This window comes from Pseudomonas sp. NFX15 (assembly GCF_049132105.1).
In the GTDB taxonomy this organism is placed as follows: domain Bacteria; phylum Pseudomonadota; class Gammaproteobacteria; order Pseudomonadales; family Pseudomonadaceae; genus Aquipseudomonas.
Genome location: NZ_JAFMPV010000003.1, coordinates 329,446 through 346,482 on the forward strand (window position 1 = coordinate 329,446; position 17,037 = coordinate 346,482).

The following is a 17,037-nucleotide window of genomic DNA, read 5'->3' on the forward strand; positions in this document are numbered from 1 at the left end:
CAACTCCCGTGCAAAACAACACGATCGGGCAGCCAATGCCCCCAGGCACCGCTGCGGTAAGGCACAACGCTGCGCTTGAACTCTTGCATGAAAGGTTGGGCGAAAACTACCTGACAGAAATAACAGTCCCGACGAACGGCAGCCGCTGGTCGACGGCACTGATCAACTGCGAAATGGCCACCAGGTCAGGCAGAACCGTTTGACTGACCTGGACCTTGCCTCCAACGCCCGACGACGTCGACTGCTGTGCGTTGAAGATAAAGGCCTGTCGAACCTGCACGTTGTCTGCGAAAAAGCAGCGCAGGTTCACCGATCCACCGGCCAAAGCGCCATTGACCACCACCAGGTCCAGCGGTTGCGAACCGTATTCCACCAGCCTCAGCAGTTCTTCGAGGCTGTGCACCGGCGCCACCCGGAAATAACCGAGCAGGTTGAACAACCGCTCGATGCGCAGGCGATTGAAGTGCTGCGCATCGGCGATCAGGATGCGCAGGGATTTGTTCGACAAGGTGACCTCCAGAAGGATGTCGGTTGCAAGAGGTCGCAAAGCCTACGGAAGACCCCTGGCGCTTTCTGTAGGACTATTCCTAAATATCCGCGAGTTGGTCTGACGCGTCGGCGGGGAAATGCAGATGCATTTCGGCTTCGAGTGGCTGACGGTTAAGGTTGTTGAGTGCTCGCACAAAAGCACACGATCCCCTGTGGCGAGGGGGCTTGTCCCCGTTGGGCAACGAAGCGGCCCCAAAACCTGACGACGCAGCCCCTCCAGCAGACCGCGCTCGCCGATTTTGCGACTGCTACGCGGTCGAACGGGGGCAAGCCCCCTCGCCACAAAGATTTTTAGTGTGCGCCACACCGCATTATTGCCAGCCAAACCGCCGAATGTAGAACCCCTTCACCGCCTGGGTCAGCGCCATGTACGCCAGCAGAATCACCGGCAGGAACACGAAGTACAGCGATGGCAGCGCCTGCAATTTGAAGTAGTGCGCCAGCGGCCCCATCGGCAGGAAGATGCCCACGGCCATGATCAACCCGGTCATCACCAGCAACGGCATGGCCGCGCGGCTTTGCAGGAACGGGATCTTCGGTGTGCGGATCATGTGTACGATCAGCGTCTGGGTCAGCAGCCCGACCACGAACCAGCCCGACTGGAACAGGGTCTGGTGGTCCGGGGTGTTGGCATCGAACACGTACCACATCAAGGCGAACGTGGTGATGTCGAAGATCGAACTGATCGGCCCGAAAAACAGCATGAAGCGCCCGACATCCGCCGGCTGCCAGCGCTGCGGCTGCTTGAGCATTTCGTCGTCGACATTATCGAACGGAATGGCGATCTGCGAAATGTCGTAGAGCAGGTTCTGTACCAGCAGGTGCATCGGCAGCATCGGCAGGAACGGGATGAACGCACTGGCCACCAGCACCGAGAACACATTGCCGAAGTTCGAGCTGGCAGTCATCTTGATGTACTTGAGCATGTTGGCGAAGGTGCGACGCCCTTCCAGCACGCCCTCCTCCAGCACCATCAGGCTCTTTTCCAGGAGGATGATGTCGGCCGCTTCCTTGGCGATGTCCACCGCACTGTCCACCGAAATGCCGATGTCGGCGGTGCGCAGGGCCGGGGCGTCGTTGATGCCGTCGCCCATGAACCCGACCACATGGCCATTGCCCTTGAGCAGGCGGACGATGCGCTCCTTGTGCGATGGGGTCAGCTTGGCGAAGACGTTGGTGGTCTCCACGGCTTTGGCCAGTTCGGCATCGCTCATGCGTTCGATGTCGTTGCCCATCAGCAGGCCTTGTTGTTCCAGGCCGACTTCGCGGCAGATTTTCGCGGTCACCAGTTCGTTGTCGCCGGTCAACACTTTCACCGCCACCCCGTGCGCGGCCAGGGCCTTGAGGGCGGGCGCGGTGCTTTCTTTCGGTGGATCGAGGAACGCCACGTAGCCGATCAGTGTCAGCGCCTGTTCATCGGCCAGGCTGTAGGTGTCGCGGCCTTCGATCATTGGCCGTGCAGCCACGGCAACCACCCGCAGGCCCTCGGCGTTGAAGGTGGCAGTCACCTGACGGATGCGTGCCAGCAGTTCTTCGGTCAATGCCTCATCGTTTTCGCCGTGGCGCACCCGCGCGCACACCGACAACACTTCTTCCACCGCGCCTTTGCAAATCAGCAGGTGCGGTTGGTCACGCTCAGCCACCACCACCGACATGCGCCGGCGATTGAAGTCGAACGGGATCTCGTCGACCTTGCGAAACGCCGTGCCGACTTTCAATTCCCGGTGGATTTCGACGTGCTCGAGCACTGCCACGTCCAGCAGGTTTTTCAGGCCGGTCTGGTAGTAGCTGTTGAGGTAGGCCATTTCCAGCACGTCATCGGAGTCGTTACCCCAGACGTCGACGTTGCGCGCCAGGAAGATCTTGTCCTGGGTCAGGGTGCCGGTCTTGTCGGTGCACAGCACGTCCATCGCCCCAAAGTTCTGGATGGCGTCGAGGCGTTTGACGATGACTTTCTTGCGCGACAAAAACACCGCGCCCTTGGCCAGGGTCGAGGTGACGATCATCGGCAGCATTTCCGGGGTCAGGCCCACGGCAATCGACAACGCGAACAGCAGCGCTTCGGTCCAGTCACCCTTGGTGAAACCGTTGATGAACAGCACCAGCGGCGCCATGACGAACATGAAGCGGATCAGCAGCCAGCTGACTTTGTTGACCCCGGTCTGGAACGATGTCGGCGCCCGGTCGGTGGCGCCGACGCGCTGGGCCAGCGCACCGAAATAGGTGCTATTGCCGGTGGTGAGAATCACCGCCATCGCCGTGCCGGACACCACGTTGGTGCCCATGAACAGGATGTTGTCCAGGTCCAGTGGATTGAGCGTGTCGCGGTCCTGCTGACGAGGAAACTTTTCCACCGGCATCGATTCACCGGTCATCGCCGCCTGGCTGACGAACAGGTCCTTGGCACTGAGCACCCGGCAATCGGCGGGGATCATGTCACCGGCCGACAACACGATCAGGTCACCCGGCACCAGTTGCTTGATCGGCAGTTCGATGCGTGTGGCGTTTTTGTCTTCCAGGTCACGACGCATCACGGTGGCGGTGTTGCTCACCATGGCTTTCAAGGCATCGGCTGCCTGGTTGGATTTGGTTTCCTGCCAGAAACGCAGCAAGGTCGAGAGCACCACCATGGAGAAAATCACGATGGCGGCCTTGATGTCTTCGGTCAGCCACGAGATGACCGCCAGCAAGGTCAGCAGCAGGTTGAACGGGTTTTTGTAGCAGTGCCACAGGTGCACGTACCAAGGCAGCGGCTGTTCGTGCTCGACTTCGTTGAGGCCGTATTGCTCGCGCAGGGCATCGGCTTCGACTTCGCTCAAGCCGTCGGTATGCGTGCCAAGCGAGTTCAGCAGTTGACCCGTTTCGCTGCCGGCAGCGGCCACCAGGGTTTGTGCCAGGGTGGGCGGGACTTCACGGCTGACCGTGGTGTCGGTGAAGGTTTCCAGCAACGCCAGGCGACGGAAGTGCCGGGCGATGTGGCGGGTACGCAGGAAACCTGCGAAGAATTCCTTGAGGGTAAGTTTCATGGCTGGTGCCCCTTTGGTCAGCCGGGAAACCCTTGAGCAGGCAGGTCCGCGCCGCTGCCGCCGGAACAACCGGCAAGCCAAGGCCTGGCGCGCCGGTCACGAATGACAGGCGTGTCGATAGAGCGGCGGCCACGACAAAAAGTCGAAACCACGCACTGTTCAGCGTCGATGAGAGGGACGTCGGGACACGGCCAGGATTGGCCATGATCGGGATGCCGCTGCTCGCTTGTCGGCGAGACAACGGCACAGGAGACTGCGCGTTATCTTGCCGAGAAAATGCCGGTTACCGAGACCGGCCGACAACTGTCACTCGAACAAGTACCCACTGTGGGTCTCCGTAATGGATGAAAACGCGCGAAGCTTACGCCCCGATATCTGCAGAGTAAACCCGATACAAAATATTGCCGGGGGTATCTTGGGGCTCTTCAGGAAGGGTTCAGGAATCAGGATGTGTGCAGCGGCTGAAGGCCCCTTCGCCGGCAAGCCGGCTCCTACCGTTGATACGCGGCCCGAATCGGCAGGATCGACAGCAAGGTATCGCTCAGCCCGTGGCTGGCCTGGCAAAAACCCTGCCTGTACAGGCCAGCCTTGCAGCGCTCATCGGCGATCAGCTTGTAGTTGCGATCCACCTCGAAATCCCCCAGGTATTCCTCCAGCGGCGCCAGCAACTTGCGCTCGTAACCGGTGGCCAGGACCACGGCGTCGTAATGACGAACCGAGACCTCGCCGCTGGCGTCGTTGCGCAGCCCCAGTTCGACCCCGCGTTCATGGGCGGTGGCCCGTTCAATGATGGTCAGGGTATGGAACGCATGGCGGGCGATGCACAACCTGACGGCCGGGCTGCTCGCGCCGGTTGGTTTTGTAGCCGAGGTGTCCGGGAGGACGCTTTCGCAAGCAGGCGCGCTACCACAATGGCCGGTGTACACAACCCCTTGTAGGAGCGAGCCTGCTCGCGATGGGGCCAGACCCGACAACTCACCTCCCTTCGCCAAATGAACTCTCACCGCCCCAAACCAGTCAGCTACATAGGCCCCACGTTCCCGGAGTTCCACGCAATGGCTGATCATCACCCCGAACGCCAAAGCCCTATCGACGCCCACGGCATCATCGGCGACATGCGCAGTGCGGCGTTGGTCAACGACAAGGGCAGCGTGGATTTTTTCTGCTGGCCGGAGTTCGACAGCCCCTCGATTTTCTGTTCGCTGCTGGACACCCCCGAGGCGGGGATTTTCCAGTTGTCGCCGGACTTGCCCGACGCCCGCCGTGAACAGATCTACCTGCCCGACACCAATGTGCTGCGGACTCGCTGGCTCAGCGATCGCGCCGTGGTCGAGATGACCGACCTGCTGCCCGTCGGCGATACCGAGGATGACTTGCCGCTGTTGATGCGGCGGATCCGTGTGGTCAGCGGCCGTGCCACGTTCCACATGCGCTGCGCCGTGCGCCATGACTACGCTCGCGCCAGCACCCGCGCACGCCTGGATAAAGACGATGTGATCTTCGAGGCCAATGATCTGCCACCCCTGCGACTGCGCGCCGATCTAGCCATGCACCTCGATGCCAATGCGGCGGTCGCGCAGTTCACCCTTGAGCAAGACCAGACCGCCCAGTTCCTGCTCGGCACACCTGACGATCCGCGCTTCAAGGAAGGTGCCGCCGACCTGTGCCTGACTCGCACCCTGAAGTTCTGGCGCGACTGGATCGGCCAGTCCAACTACCGTGGCCGCTGGCGCGAGATGGTCAATCGCTCGGCCCTGGCGATGAAGCTGCTGACCTCGCGCAAACACGGCGCAATTCTCGCCGCCGCCACCTTCGGCCTGCCGGAAAGCCCCGGCGGTGAACGCAACTGGGACTATCGCTTCACCTGGATTCGCGATGCTTCGTTCACCGTCTACGCGTTCATGCGCCTGGGCTTCGTCGAGGAAGCCAACGCCTACATGCGCTGGTTGCGCGGGCGGGTCAGCGACTGCCAGGGCAAGGCGATGAAGTTGAACATCCTCTACGCCATCGACGGTCGCCAGGAGTTGCCGGAGATCGAGTTGGCGCACCTGTGCGGCCATGGCGGCGCGCAACCGGTGCGCATCGGTAACCAGGCATATGGACAGGTCCAGCTGGATATCTTTGGTGAGCTGATGGACGCGATCTACCTGGTCAACAAATACGGCGAAGCCATCTCCCATGAGGGCTGGAGACACACCGTGGAGGTGGTCGACCAGGTTTGCGAAACCTGGGAGCAAAAGGACGTCGGCATTTGGGAAATGCGCGGCGAGCAATACCATTTCCTGCATTCTCGGCTGATGTGTTGGGTGGCTTTGGACCGCGCTATCCGCCTCGCGTCCAAGCGCTCGCTGCCCGCCCCGTTTGCGCGGTGGGACCAGACTCGCCAGGCGATCTACGCCGACATCTGGGAGAATTTCTGGAACGAGGAACGCGGGCATTTCGTCCAGCACATCGGCGGCACCGGCCTCGACGGCTCAATGCTGCTGATGCCGTTGGTGCGTTTCGTCAGCGCCCGCGACCCGCGCTGGCTGGCAACGCTGCAAGCCATTGAAAAAAGCCTGGTGCGCGACGGCATGGTCTACCGCTACCGTAACGACGACAGCCAGATCGACGGCCTGCACGGCAGCGAAGGCGCCTTCGCCGCCTGCTCATTCTGGTACGTCGAATGCCTGGCCCGCGCCGGCCAGCTCGACAAGGCCCACCTGGAGTTCGAACAACTGCTGCGCTACGCCAACCCGCTGGGCCTGTATGCCGAAGAGTTCGACAGCCATGGACGACATATGGGTAATACACCGCAGGCACTGACGCACCTGGCGTTGATCAGCGCGGCGTGTTTTCTGGATCGGCGCTTGAGTGGGGAGAAAAATGTCTGGCAGCCGTGAGCGCTTATCAAACCTGGACATCCCCTGACACCTGGCACCTGTGGCGAGGGAGCTTGCTCCCGCTCGGCTGCGCAGCAGTCGCAAACTGGTTAAGCAACAGTCACCTGACAGATCACGCCTTCAACTCACGAGGGTTGTTTCACAACCCAGCGGGAGCAAGCCTCCAGCAAGCGTCCCTGTGTGGCTACGATTGTGCGGTCGGGTGGGCCACAACATTCCCGAAGAAGCACCAGAAGCCACACTCAAAGCACTGCTGGATCGGCTGCGGCACTGACCGAAAACCGCTCGCGATAAGCCTGCGGCGTCACGCCCATGGCCCGCAGGAAGCTGCGGCGCAGGGTTTCCTCGCTGCCGAAACCGCATTGCACCGCCACTCGCTTGATGGGCACGCCGGTGTCGCTGAGCAGGCGCCGCGCCGTTTCGACGCGAATCAGCTCTATGGCCCGGGCCGGGGTCTGGCCGGTGTCGGCGCGGTAATGGCGTACGAAGCTGCGTTCGCTCATGCCGGCCTGCGAGGCCAGGGTCGGGATGCCAAGGTCGTGGGTGAGGTTCTCGCTGATCCAGGCATGCAGTTCATCGAAACGATTGCCTTCTTTTTGCAGGGACAGGGTCACGCTGAATTGCGACTGACCGCCCGGGCGCTTGAGAAACACCACCAGTTGCCGCGCCACTTCCAGGGCCATGTTGCGCCCCAGGTCTTGTTCGACCATGGCCAACGCCAGGTCGATGCCGGCCGTCACCCCCGCCGAAGTCCAGACCGGGCCGTCGTTGATGAAGATCGGGTTGGGCTCGACTTGCAAACGTGGGTATTGCTGCGCCAATTGCTCGCAACGGGTCCAATGGGTGACCACGCGCCGGCCATCGAGCCAGCCACTGGCCGCCAGCAGGAACGCGCCGGTGCACACCGAGGAAACCCGTCGGCAACCCCGGGCATGTTCGCGCACCCAAGTGACCAGCGGCACATCGTCTGCCGCCGCGTAGACCCCCCAGCCACCGGCGATAATCAAGGTATCGGTGCCCTCCTCCGGTAGCGGTTCGGCCAACAGCGCCAGCCCCGCCGACGACATCACCGCCCCGCCGCCGCTGGCGATCATCGTGGGCACATAGGGCGGCGGTAACCCTCGCTGGCGGGCGATGTCGTTGGCCGAGGCGAATACCTGCAACGGCCCGGTGACGTCGAGCAATTGCACGTTGGCGAACGCAAGTACATGGATGATTTTCGACATTTGGCGTAATTCGTGGGGAGATTGGCGTATACGCCAAAGCCTACGAGGCTACAGTCAAACCGTCCACCCCACTTCATGAGCAAAACACCATGACGTTGCAGATCGGTTTTCTGTTGTTTCCGCAGGTTCAGCAACTGGACCTGACCGGCCCCTATGACGTCCTGGCGTCGCTGCCGGATGTGAACGTGCATCTGGTCTGGAAAGACCTGATGCCGGTCACCGCCAGCACCGGACTGGTGTTGAAACCGACTACCACTTTCGAGGATTGCCCGGCACTGGACGTGATCTGCGTGCCCGGTGGCGGCGGTGTCGGGCCATTGATGGAAGATGAGCAAACCCTGGACTTTCTCAAGGTCCAGGCCGCCAACGCGCGGTACGTCACGTCGGTGTGCACCGGCTCGTTGGTATTGGGCGCAGCGGGATTGCTCAAGGGCAAGCGCGCCACCACGCACTGGGCGTATCACGAACTGCTCAAGCCGCTGGGCGCCATCCCGGTGCAAGATCGGGTGGTTCGCGACGGCAACCTGTTGACCGGTGGCGGCATCACTGCCGGTATCGACTTCGCCCTGACCCTGGCCGCCGAGCTGTTCGACCAGGCCACCGCCGAGTTGGTGCAGTTGCAACTCGAATACGCCCCGGCCCCACCGTTTGCTGCGGGCAGCCCTCAAACGGCCCCCGCCAGCGTGCTGGAAGCGGCGCGTCAGCGGGCGGCCGGCTCGTTGAAACTGCGCACGCAAATTACCGAGCGCGCGGCGGCAAGGCTGGATCTTCAGTAAAAAAAGGCAGCGGGAACCGTGTTCCTGCTGCCGTGTTTTTTTCTTGCGCCCACAAAAAAACCCGCCGAAGCGGGTTTTTCCAAGACCATGACGACTCCTTGTCGTAGCGTTCCTTGCATATGGCCGATCATCCATGATCCTGAGCACATCCTGTGCTTCAGTGGGTGAGGCCAGAATACGCATCGGATCCAATCTGCAACAGGCGACATCACTACCATCGCGCGTAAGACATTCGCTATAAGCCACCTTCCGAAAACCCTTAGATGGCTCAGGTCACCCTTGATGCTGTCACTGCTCGTGGGACTTGGCGCTTTCGATCAAGAACTGCTCGATGTTGTTCATTTGCTCTTCCCAGCCGCGGCTGTCCATGCGGAAAGCCTTCTCGCGACGGGCCTGGGGAACATGGTCGAAACCGGACTCGGAGACCTTGAGCAAGGTGCCGTTGTCCATGTCTTCCAGTTCGAATTTCACCAGGGTGGTGGGTTCCTGGGAATAATCGACTTCCGGGTTCACGGCGTACGGGTGCCAGCGAAACGAAAACAAGCGCTCCGGCTCGACCCGCTCGACCAGCACGTTCCAGCGTAAATGCTCGTAACCGGGGTAGGTTATCTGCCCCTGGGTCCACTCGCCGGCAACAAATCGCTTGCCCTCCAGCGCCACGCCAAACCACTGTCCGAACACTTCGGCATTGGCCACCACGCGCCAGACCTGTGAACGCTTGGCCTTGAGCAGGATTTTCCTTTCGATGCGATCAGATGCTGGGTTCATAAGTCACCTCCTGTATTTGAACAGTAGGTCAGTAAGACCATAAGACCAACCCTAAAGTTGTACCCATCGGCAAATGCATTCAACCCTGTCCAGGATATTCGGCTGCATTTTCGGAGATAAGTTCTGGGGCAAAAACCTGGCCTGCACAGCGAAAGTGCTAAGGTTCTTCCTCGAAATCGCCGGGAAAAGGAGTTCTCCATGAAAAAACTGCACGGCAGCTGCCTGTGTAAAACCGTCGAATACCAACTCGATCGCCTCGACATGCCCATCAGTCACTGCCATTGCCACACCTGCCGCAAGGCTCACGCGGCGGCGTTTGCATCGACTGCGGGGGTCATGCGCGAGCATTTTCGCTGGACCAAAGGCCAGGATCGCCTGAGTCGCTACGAATCGTCGCCGGGCAAGTTTCGCGTGTTCTGTTCGGTCTGTGGCTCACACCTGATCGCTGAACGGCCGGCCCAACCGCACGTGATTGTGCGTGTGGCGACACTGGACAGCGATCCGCAGATGACGCCCCAGGCGCATATCTGGACCTCCCACGATGTGCCCTGGCTTGCCTGCACGGCGGTCGAAAAACATCTGGAGTGGCAGGCGTGACGGGCTGAACGCAGCGCAACGTTACACTGCACCTCTACCGTCGATCACAGGGAGTAATCCAGCATGAACCCACGCTTTCTATTGGCCCTGACACCGCTACTGTTCACCCCCATGGCCTTCGCCCTGGACTGCGACAACGCCAGCGACCAGGCGACGTTGAACCAGTGCGCAGCGCAGCAAAATGCGGCCGCCGATAAGGAACTGAATACGCTGTATCAACAGATCACCACTCGCCTCAAGAGCAACCCGGTCAGCAAGAAACTGCTGGTGGGTGCGCAGCGGTCGTGGGTGGCATTCCGCGATGCCGAGTGCAAATTCTCGGCCTCCGGGGTGGACGGCGGGAGTGTGTTCCCGCTGATCTACAGCAACTGCACCACCGAGCTGACCAAGGCGCGGGTGCAGACCTTCAAGAATTACCTGAAGTGCCAGGAGGGCGACATGAGTTGCCCGGTGCCGGGGGTTTGAATTTTCAGTGCCTTTGAGGGCTTCTTCGCGGGCAAGCCCGCTCCTACAGCAGATGTGTAACGCTCACAAAATACTGTAGGAGCCGGCTTGCCGGCGAAGGCGTCAGTTCAGGCACCGCAATTACCGGACAAACACCTGCGCCGTGGTAATCGCCATGTCGCCACCGGGCATCTTGATGCTGCCGATCTGTTTCAGGCTGTCGGCATCAAAGATCGCCACATCGTTGAACGTGCCCGCCAGGTAGATCTTGCTGCCGTCCTTGTTGAAGGAAATGCAGTAGTACGAGTGATCAAGCGTGGCGGACTGGAGCATCTTTTTCTGCTTGATGTCGTACTTGGCCAGGCGGTTGAGCACGCCAAACATCAGGTTCGGGTCCTTGGGCGAGCGCATGCCGCTGAAATAGATTTCGGTCAGCGGCCCGAAGTCGGTGGATTCGGTCTTGCCGGTCTTCAGGTCGACGCTGAACAGGCCGTAGAGGTATTCGGCGGTGGCCGGGTCCTGTTTCTTGTCCTTGAACTTCGCGGCGGTGTAGAGCAGCGAGAAGTCATGTCGATACGTCTGCTGGTTCCACACGTAGAGCACGTCCGGCGCGCTGTAGTTCGGGCGTTTCCAGTGGCGGCTGGGGATCAGCACGTCGAACTTGCCGGTTTGCACATTGACCTTGTAGACGTCCGCCCCCGCCACGTACAAGGTGCCGTCGTCGCCACTCTGCATGATGGTCAACTGGCGCGGCGCCGGGAAACTGCGCACCGGCCTGGCGTCCATCCCGGCGTCAGTCTTGTACACATCGAGCCGCGGCGGCTGCACTTCGTAGTGATCGTTCATCATCAGCGTCGGGTTGGCGATGGTGAACAGTTCCTTGCCGTCATGACTGAGGGTGAAGGCGAACATCGACTTGGCTTTCTCCCCCGGCTTCTGGGTGATGCTGGCGTGGAACACCTGCTTGCAATTGTCCAGCTCGACGCCGTAGACATCCGCGTAGTGATTGTTCAGCACGTAGGCGGTCTTGCGGTCCGGCGACAGTTGCACGGTGCCGGGGCCGAAGGCGTCGGGCATCTTGCAGGTCTTGAACAGGCTGTCGGTGGCCAGGTCGATCACGTTCAGGTTGTTCGGATAATTGGTGGTCAACATGTACTCGTGACCGTCTTGCAACGCGCTGTTTTCATCGGCCAGGACACTGAGCGAACAGCTGCTCAGGAGGGCGAAAGCGGCCAGGCCGCAGGCTTTGATGCTGTGCATGCTGGAATCCTTCTTATTATCTGATCACTTGTCCTTGGGGAAGACAGTGCCGAGGTTGCGCCAGTTTTCGTTGGACGCCTGGGCATCCTTGTTCCAGTCCGGGTAGGTGCTCATCATGTCCGGCACCTGGGCCGGCCACCAGCACGGATCGGAGCAACCGTAGAGATCGGCCTCCATCGGCTGGCACAACGACGACACACCGCCAAATGCATCGATTTCCCAGCCCGGATCCGTGGTCGAGGCACAGCCCGCGACCGAACTCATGGCCACCACTTCTTCAATGCGGTTCTCGTCCGCGGCCTGATCCAGCTTCAACGCTTTGTTATTGATTGCCTTGAGATGTTTCATATCAGTGAGCCTTGCGCGGAGTGATGTAGCTGCTGATGAACGCAGGGTTATTGGCCATGATCCGGGTGTAGACCTCGATGCCGAAGTCGACCCAGTCACGCATCAGTTCGCAGTAGTGATAGGTTGGGTGCGTCGGGTCGCCGTAGCGGGCGTAGCTCTCGTGGTAGCAGCCGCCGGAACACAGGTTGCGGATCTGGCAGTCTTCGCAGCCGGTGTTGGTACGGTCCAGGCGCTGGGACAGGAAGTCGTTCAACGCCACCTGTTTCACGCCGCTGTGGACGTTGCCGAAGGTCGGCAGGCTGGACCCGGTAAAGCGGTGGCACAGGTTCAGCTCGCCCTTGTGATCCACCGCCAGCATCTTCAGGCCCGCGCCACATGGCAGGGCTTTCTTGTGGCCTTCGTGGATGTCGGTGATCAATTGGTGCAGGTTGGAGAAACCAATGTTGCGGTGTTCCAGCGCCGCTTCCAGGTAACGCCGACCGAGGCGTTTCATGCTGGCGAAGACTTCGATCAGCTCGTCGCTGGTGAGGTTGAAGCTGCTGATATCGCCGGAGGTCACCGGGGCGAAGCCGACTTCGGCAAAACCCAGTTCGTTGAACAGGTGATCCCAGATGGTTTCGACATCGGTGACGCCGGTGGTGAGCGTGACGCGAGCGCCGACCGGACGGCTGTTGTAGCGCGACAGCAGCATTTCGGCCTTGCGCCGCACCACGTCGTAGGTGCCCTGGCCGCCCACGGTGATGCGGTTGCGGTCGTGCACGGTCTTCGGTCCGTCGATACTCACGGACAACCCAAAACGGTGGGCGTTGAGATAGTCCACGGTGTCTTCGGTGAGCAGCGTGGCGTTGGTGGTCATGACGAATTCGACGAACTTGCCCGCCTCGCGAAAACGCTTCTCGCAGTAGTCGACCATGTACTCGATCAGCTTGCGGTTGCTCAGCGGTTCGCCGCCGAAGAACACCACGGTGAAACGCTCTTCATCCGGGGATTCGCGCAGCAGCATTTCCACCGAGGCAATCGCCGTTTCGACGTCCATCTTCTTGCCGGCAGACGGTTTGTCGAGGTCTTCCTTGTAGCAATACGTGCAACTCAGGTTGCAGCCGGTGTTGACGTTCAACACCACGGTATTGATCGCCGTGCGCTCGACGCGTTTGGTGGCGATGTCCGGGGTCAGCGGCGAGCCGTCGCTGACCAGTTCCAGGGCCATCAGCTCGCGCAGCGTCTCGGTGATTTCCTCACCGTTGAAACGCGCGGCCAGGCGCTGGATCAGGTCGTCCGAGGAACAACCTGGCCCGCGCAACGTATCGATGATGGTGCCCGTCAGTTCATCGCTGGCGAACAGCGAACTGCTGGGAATATGAAACAACATGCGGTCGGCATCGACCTGCACTTCGTGCAGGTTGCGTTCGACCAGATTCAAGATAGCGCCCATTGCCAACCTCCTGTGCAGTCCCTGCTTTGAGGGCCTGCGATCATTCCGAAAAAGTGTCTGAATCGCTGACGATCAGTCAACTCAAGGAATGGGTGGATTGTTCCAGCGTTGCACGGTCACGATCATGTGGCCTTCGCCGGACAGGGATTTCCCTGCGTCGTCGACGGCGGCGATCACCTTGAGATTGCCGGCGTTGTTGGTGGACATCTTGCGCGCCGGGTTCGGCCCGGCATCGCCCGGTGTGAACACGCCCGCGTCGGCCTGCATGGTGCCGGCGAACTTGACGTCTTCATCTTCCTTGGCGCGGTCGTCGAAGGCTTCGACTGTCCACTGTGCCGGGAACACGCCGATGCGGTACGGCTTGCCATCGGCGCCCTTGCCCCAGGCTTCCGCGTCAAAACGGCCCTGGACTTTCGGCGTCGAACCGCCGCCCTCGCCGATCCGCGCTACCGAAAACTCAGGTATCACCTTGACCGCATCGATCTTGCTGTAGACCGACAGGCTCGGGCCTTTCAATGCGCCGAGGGTGACGGCGCGCACGCCCGGTTGGGCATTGGCCGCAGCCCTGAGTTTGACTTTGATTTGTTCCGGGCTCTGCGAGACCACTTCGAGCACTTCCACGCCTTTGCCGAAGTCGGGCTTGCCATTCAGGCCGCTGCCGACCAGGGTCACTTCGGTTTCGCTGCCGGCCTTCAGATAACCCGGCTGCACCGCCAGCAAACGCTTGGAACCTTGCTTGGCGGCAACGAAGTCCAGGCCGCGCTCATCGTGCTCGGCCTCGAACATCCGGCCCTGCATCGCATTGCCTTGGGCAGCGAACACCTGGCGCAGGGTCACGCCATCGATGGTCACGTTGCCGCGCCATTCGTAGCCGGTGTAGAGAATCGCGCTACCGTCGCCGTTGAACGGGCTGCCATCGGCGTATTGGCCCTTGATGCTGACCTTGAAGGTGTCGCTGCCGTCGGCGTTGATGCTCATCACACCCGCCAGTTCACCCTTGCCCGGCAAGTGACCGCTGAAGCTCCAGTCGCCCACCAGCGTCTCGGCTTTGGGCGCCACGCTCTGCCATTTTTTCCAGGCCGGGTTGTCCAGCGGATAACGCTTGGCCAGCAGCGGCACCATGTCCTTGCGGGCGATGTCGAACCAGTCGCGGTCCCGGGCCAGCGCCTGGTATTCCAGCGACGGCCACTGGCCGAGGTGGAAGTTCACCAGGCGTTCCCACTCCTGCGCCGGCCGCCGTTGCAGGGCGATCCGCGCACCGGAGTGGCAACGACCGCACATCTGGCTGGTCTGGTCGTCGAAGTGCTCAACCGTGTTGAGCCGGCGTTCCAGCGCATAGCGCACGCCGTCGGTTTCGCTCGGCGCCAGGCCCTGGGTGTCGGCCAGGTACTTGACCAGCGTACGACGGTCATCATCGCTGATCTGCAAACCATGCATGGTCTGCATGCGGGCGATGCTCATCAGCCAGCCTTCCGGTGTCTTGCGCTGGTGGCTGATGCGGCTCAGGGCGTTATCGGCTTCGGGGGTGTGACAGCCCTGACAGGTTTCCTTGAGGATGGTCTGGGCGTCGCGGGCTGCCAGGCTGTGAGGCGAATGCAGCGCTACACAAGCGGCTACGGCCAGCAGGCTGGCGCTCATGCCTGATCGGAGTTTTCTCTTCATCAACGTCGAACCTCGCACGGTGCGTTCTTATTGTTGTGGCTTATCGTTTTTATGGTTTCTGCCGTCGGCGGCAAGCCGCTGACGGAGGCAAGAGAAACGTCTGCGATGAGCAATACACGGAGCGTGCCAGCTTACGAATACCTCAATTAATCAATGAGTTGCTGATAAAGGCCGGTGTTTTGCCAGTCTTGTCGCCTGCGTTCCACGTTTAATTTCGCGACAACTGTTTCAGCCTGAGACAAGCATAGGTAAGCGTGCGGCGGGCGGATGACCATCTATCAATTCACCCGGCTTTTGTAGGAGCTGGCTTGCCAGCGATGGTCGTTAACGAAAACGCGTAATGACTGGATAAACGCGGCGCATTGGAGTCCATCGCTGGCAAGCCAGCTCCTACAGGGGCGCAACGAGTGTGTCAGCGGCGTCTCAGTTTGCGACAGTCTTGCGCTCGTTCATGAGCCGCTTTTTCCGCCCAAGCCTGCAAACACGGCACTTTGGGCAAACTGGCACAACCGTTGCGAAGACCTCGCCACACGAACAAGACGAGGTTTCAACATGTCGCTTCCCAATGTGCTTCCTGCCGTATCGGCATTCATCCAGCGTGCCCCGCGCATGCTGATCGGCGGTGACTGGGTCGAGGCCGCCGACGGCCAGACCATGGCCCTGCACAACCCGGCCACCGGCGAGGTGTTGTGCCTGGTGCCACGGGCAACGCCGGAAGACGTCGACCGTGCGGTGCTCGCCGCTCGCCAGGCGTTCGACGACTCGGCCTGGACCCGCACCCGCCCCCGGGAGCGGCAGAACCTGTTGTGGAAACTCGCCGACCTGATGCAGCGCGACGCCGAATTGCTCGCGCAACTGGAATGCCTGAACAACGGTAAAAGTGCGGTGGTCGCGCAAGTGATGGACGTGCAACTGGCCATCGACTTCCTGCGCTACATGGCCGGTTGGGCGACCAAGATCGAAGGCTCGACGGTTGATGTGTCGGTTCCGCTGATGCCTAACGACCAGTTCCACAGCTTCATAAGGCGCGAAGCGGTCGGCGTGGTCGGCGCCATCGTCGCCTGGAACTTCCCGCTGCTGCTGGCCTGCTGGAAACTCGGCCCGGCGCTCGCCACCGGCTGCACCGTGGTGCTCAAGCCCGCCGACGAAACCCCGCTGACCGCGTTGAAACTCGCCGAACTGGTGTTGGAGGCCGGCTACCCAGAAGGCGTGTTCAACGTGGTCACCGGCACTGGCATCACCGCCGGCTCCGCCCTGACCCACAACCCGCTGGTGGACAAGCTGACTTTCACCGGCTCCACCGCCGTGGGCAAGCAGATCGGCAAGATCGCCATGGATTCCATGACCCGGGTCACCCTGGAACTGGGCGGCAAATCACCGACCATCGTCATGGCCGACGCCGACCTGAAAACCGCTGCGGCCGGGGCTGCCAGCGCGATTTTCTTCAACCAGGGCCAGGTTTGCTGCGCAGGTTCCAGGCTGTATGTGCAGCGCAAGCATTTCGACAATGTGGTGGCGGACATCAGTGATATCGCCAACGCCATGAAACTCGGCAACGGCCTGGACCCGAGTGTCGAGATGGGGCCGCTGATTTCAGCGCGCCAGCAAGAGCGTGTCTACGGCTACATCGAAAAGGGCCGGGAAAGTGGCGCGACCATCGCGTGCGGCGGCGAGCAGTTCGGGCCGGGGTTCTTCGTCAAGCCGACGGTGATCGTCGACGTCGATCAGAAGCATTCGTTGGTGCAGGAAGAGATTTTCGGGCCGGTGTTGGTAGCGATTCCGTTCGACGATGAAGCCGATGCGTTGCGCATGGCCAATGACAGCCCCTACGGTTTGGGAGCGAGTATCTGGTCCAATGACCTGGCGGCGGTGCACCGGATGGTCCCGCGCATCAAGTCGGGTTCGGTGTGGGTCAATTGCCACAGCGCCCTGGACCCGGCGCTGCCGTTCGGCGGCTACAAGATGTCCGGGGTCGGGCGTGAGATGGGGTATGCGGCGATCGAGCATTACACCGAGTTGAAGTCGGTGTTGATCAAGTTGTGATTGGCGGCGCGCTTTAGGCCGTCT

13 protein-coding genes and 1 pseudogene are annotated in these 17,037 nt (G+C 61.1%); 5 read left to right on the forward strand and 9 right to left on the reverse strand.

Features of this window, described 5'->3' with window-relative positions; genetic code table 11:
- Positions 1 to 106: 106 nt before the first annotated feature.
- From J1D76_RS05265 to J1D76_RS05275, 3 genes and pseudogenes are all read right to left on the reverse strand, one after another.
- Entirely contained in the window at positions 107 to 508 is a 402-nt protein-coding gene (locus J1D76_RS05265; RefSeq protein ID WP_421137343.1) for a chemotaxis protein CheY, read from the reverse strand.
- Positions 509 to 860: 352 nt separating this feature from the next.
- Positions 861 to 3,575: a magnesium-translocating P-type ATPase gene (mgtA, locus tag J1D76_RS05270; RefSeq protein ID WP_421137344.1), complete on the reverse strand. Its 2,715-nt coding sequence runs from the start codon at positions 3,573 to 3,575 to the stop codon at positions 861 to 863.
- A 506-nt stretch (positions 3,576 to 4,081) separates the two neighbouring features.
- A pseudogene (locus J1D76_RS05275) lies at positions 4,082 to 4,396 on the reverse strand (ornithine monooxygenase); the annotation flags it as partial.
- A gap of 234 nt (positions 4,397 to 4,630) precedes the next feature.
- Here J1D76_RS05275 and J1D76_RS05280 point away from each other — a divergent pair.
- Positions 4,631 to 6,457, forward strand: coding sequence for a glycoside hydrolase family 15 protein (locus tag J1D76_RS05280; RefSeq protein WP_421137345.1), 1,827 nt, complete (start codon positions 4,631 to 4,633; stop codon positions 6,455 to 6,457).
- A gap of 242 nt (positions 6,458 to 6,699) precedes the next feature.
- Here the strand turns inward: J1D76_RS05280 and J1D76_RS05285 are convergent, their stop codons facing one another.
- Entirely contained in the window at positions 6,700 to 7,683 is a 984-nt protein-coding gene (locus J1D76_RS05285) for a GlxA family transcriptional regulator (RefSeq protein WP_421137346.1), read from the reverse strand.
- 89 nt (positions 7,684 to 7,772) lie between these two features.
- Here J1D76_RS05285 and inhA point away from each other — a divergent pair, with 89 nt between their 5' ends.
- On the forward strand, positions 7,773 to 8,459 hold the full coding sequence (gene inhA / locus J1D76_RS05290; RefSeq protein WP_421137347.1) for an isonitrile hydratase: 687 nt from the start codon (positions 7,773 to 7,775) through the stop codon (positions 8,457 to 8,459).
- A gap of 288 nt (positions 8,460 to 8,747) precedes the next feature.
- Here the strand turns inward: inhA and J1D76_RS05295 are convergent, their stop codons facing one another.
- Positions 8,748 to 9,227: an SRPBCC family protein gene (locus J1D76_RS05295; protein WP_421137348.1), complete on the reverse strand. Its 480-nt coding sequence runs from the start codon at positions 9,225 to 9,227 to the stop codon at positions 8,748 to 8,750.
- Between the two features lie 198 nt (positions 9,228 to 9,425).
- Here J1D76_RS05295 and J1D76_RS05300 point away from each other — a divergent pair, with 198 nt between their 5' ends.
- The gene (locus tag J1D76_RS05300; RefSeq protein WP_421137349.1) at positions 9,426 to 9,824 is read left to right on the forward strand and encodes a GFA family protein; all 399 of its coding nucleotides are present in this window, start codon (positions 9,426 to 9,428) and stop codon (positions 9,822 to 9,824) included.
- Positions 9,825 to 9,887: 63 nt separating this feature from the next.
- Complete coding sequence (locus tag J1D76_RS05305) at positions 9,888 to 10,289, forward strand: lysozyme inhibitor LprI family protein (protein ID WP_421137350.1); 402 nt, start codon at positions 9,888 to 9,890, stop codon at positions 10,287 to 10,289.
- Positions 10,290 to 10,409: 120 nt separating this feature from the next.
- Here the strand turns inward: J1D76_RS05305 and peaD are convergent, their stop codons facing one another.
- The 4 genes from peaD to peaA form a co-directional block, all read right to left on the reverse strand.
- On the reverse strand, positions 10,410 to 11,528 hold the full coding sequence (gene peaD, locus J1D76_RS05310) for a quinohemoprotein amine dehydrogenase subunit beta (protein WP_421137351.1): 1,119 nt from the start codon (positions 11,526 to 11,528) through the stop codon (positions 10,410 to 10,412).
- Between the two features lie 24 nt (positions 11,529 to 11,552).
- Complete coding sequence (qhpC, locus tag J1D76_RS05315) at positions 11,553 to 11,876, reverse strand: quinohemoprotein amine dehydrogenase subunit gamma (RefSeq protein ID WP_007971075.1); 324 nt, start codon at positions 11,874 to 11,876, stop codon at positions 11,553 to 11,555.
- A 1-nt stretch (position 11,877) separates the two neighbouring features.
- Positions 11,878 to 13,308, reverse strand: coding sequence for a quinohemoprotein amine dehydrogenase maturation protein (peaB, locus tag J1D76_RS05320; protein WP_421137352.1), 1,431 nt, complete (start codon positions 13,306 to 13,308; stop codon positions 11,878 to 11,880).
- Positions 13,309 to 13,389: 81 nt separating this feature from the next.
- Positions 13,390 to 14,970, reverse strand: coding sequence for a quinohemoprotein amine dehydrogenase subunit alpha (gene peaA / locus J1D76_RS05325; protein WP_421137353.1), 1,581 nt, complete (start codon positions 14,968 to 14,970; stop codon positions 13,390 to 13,392).
- Between the two features lie 552 nt (positions 14,971 to 15,522).
- On the opposite strand from peaA, the gene J1D76_RS05330 reads away from it, so the two are divergent.
- Positions 15,523 to 17,013: an aldehyde dehydrogenase family protein gene (locus J1D76_RS05330; RefSeq protein ID WP_421137354.1), complete on the forward strand. Its 1,491-nt coding sequence runs from the start codon at positions 15,523 to 15,525 to the stop codon at positions 17,011 to 17,013.
- Positions 17,014 to 17,037 lie beyond the last annotated feature (24 nt).

What these genes read in the sequence shown, in the direction of transcription:
- mgtA (WP_421137344.1), bottom strand. Translation starts at nt 3,575, where the DNA reads ATGAAACTTACCCTCAAGGAATTCTTCGCAGGTTTCCTGCGTACCCGC.
- J1D76_RS05280 (WP_421137345.1), top strand. Translation starts at nt 4,631, where the DNA reads ATGGCTGATCATCACCCCGAACGCCAAAGCCCTATCGACGCCCACGGC.
- J1D76_RS05285 (WP_421137346.1), bottom strand. Translation starts at nt 7,683, where the DNA reads ATGTCGAAAATCATCCATGTACTTGCGTTCGCCAACGTGCAATTGCTC.
- inhA (WP_421137347.1), top strand. Translation starts at nt 7,773, where the DNA reads ATGACGTTGCAGATCGGTTTTCTGTTGTTTCCGCAGGTTCAGCAACTG.
- J1D76_RS05295 (WP_421137348.1), bottom strand. Translation starts at nt 9,227, where the DNA reads ATGAACCCAGCATCTGATCGCATCGAAAGGAAAATCCTGCTCAAGGCC.
- J1D76_RS05300 (WP_421137349.1), top strand. Translation starts at nt 9,426, where the DNA reads ATGAAAAAACTGCACGGCAGCTGCCTGTGTAAAACCGTCGAATACCAA.
- J1D76_RS05305 (WP_421137350.1), top strand. Translation starts at nt 9,888, where the DNA reads ATGAACCCACGCTTTCTATTGGCCCTGACACCGCTACTGTTCACCCCC.
- peaD (WP_421137351.1), bottom strand. Translation starts at nt 11,528, where the DNA reads ATGCACAGCATCAAAGCCTGCGGCCTGGCCGCTTTCGCCCTCCTGAGC.
- qhpC (WP_007971075.1), bottom strand. Translation starts at nt 11,876, where the DNA reads ATGAAACATCTCAAGGCAATCAATAACAAAGCGTTGAAGCTGGATCAG.
- peaB (WP_421137352.1), bottom strand. Translation starts at nt 13,308, where the DNA reads ATGGGCGCTATCTTGAATCTGGTCGAACGCAACCTGCACGAAGTGCAG.
- peaA (WP_421137353.1), bottom strand. Translation starts at nt 14,970, where the DNA reads ATGAAGAGAAAACTCCGATCAGGCATGAGCGCCAGCCTGCTGGCCGTA.
- J1D76_RS05330 (WP_421137354.1), top strand. Translation starts at nt 15,523, where the DNA reads ATGTCGCTTCCCAATGTGCTTCCTGCCGTATCGGCATTCATCCAGCGT.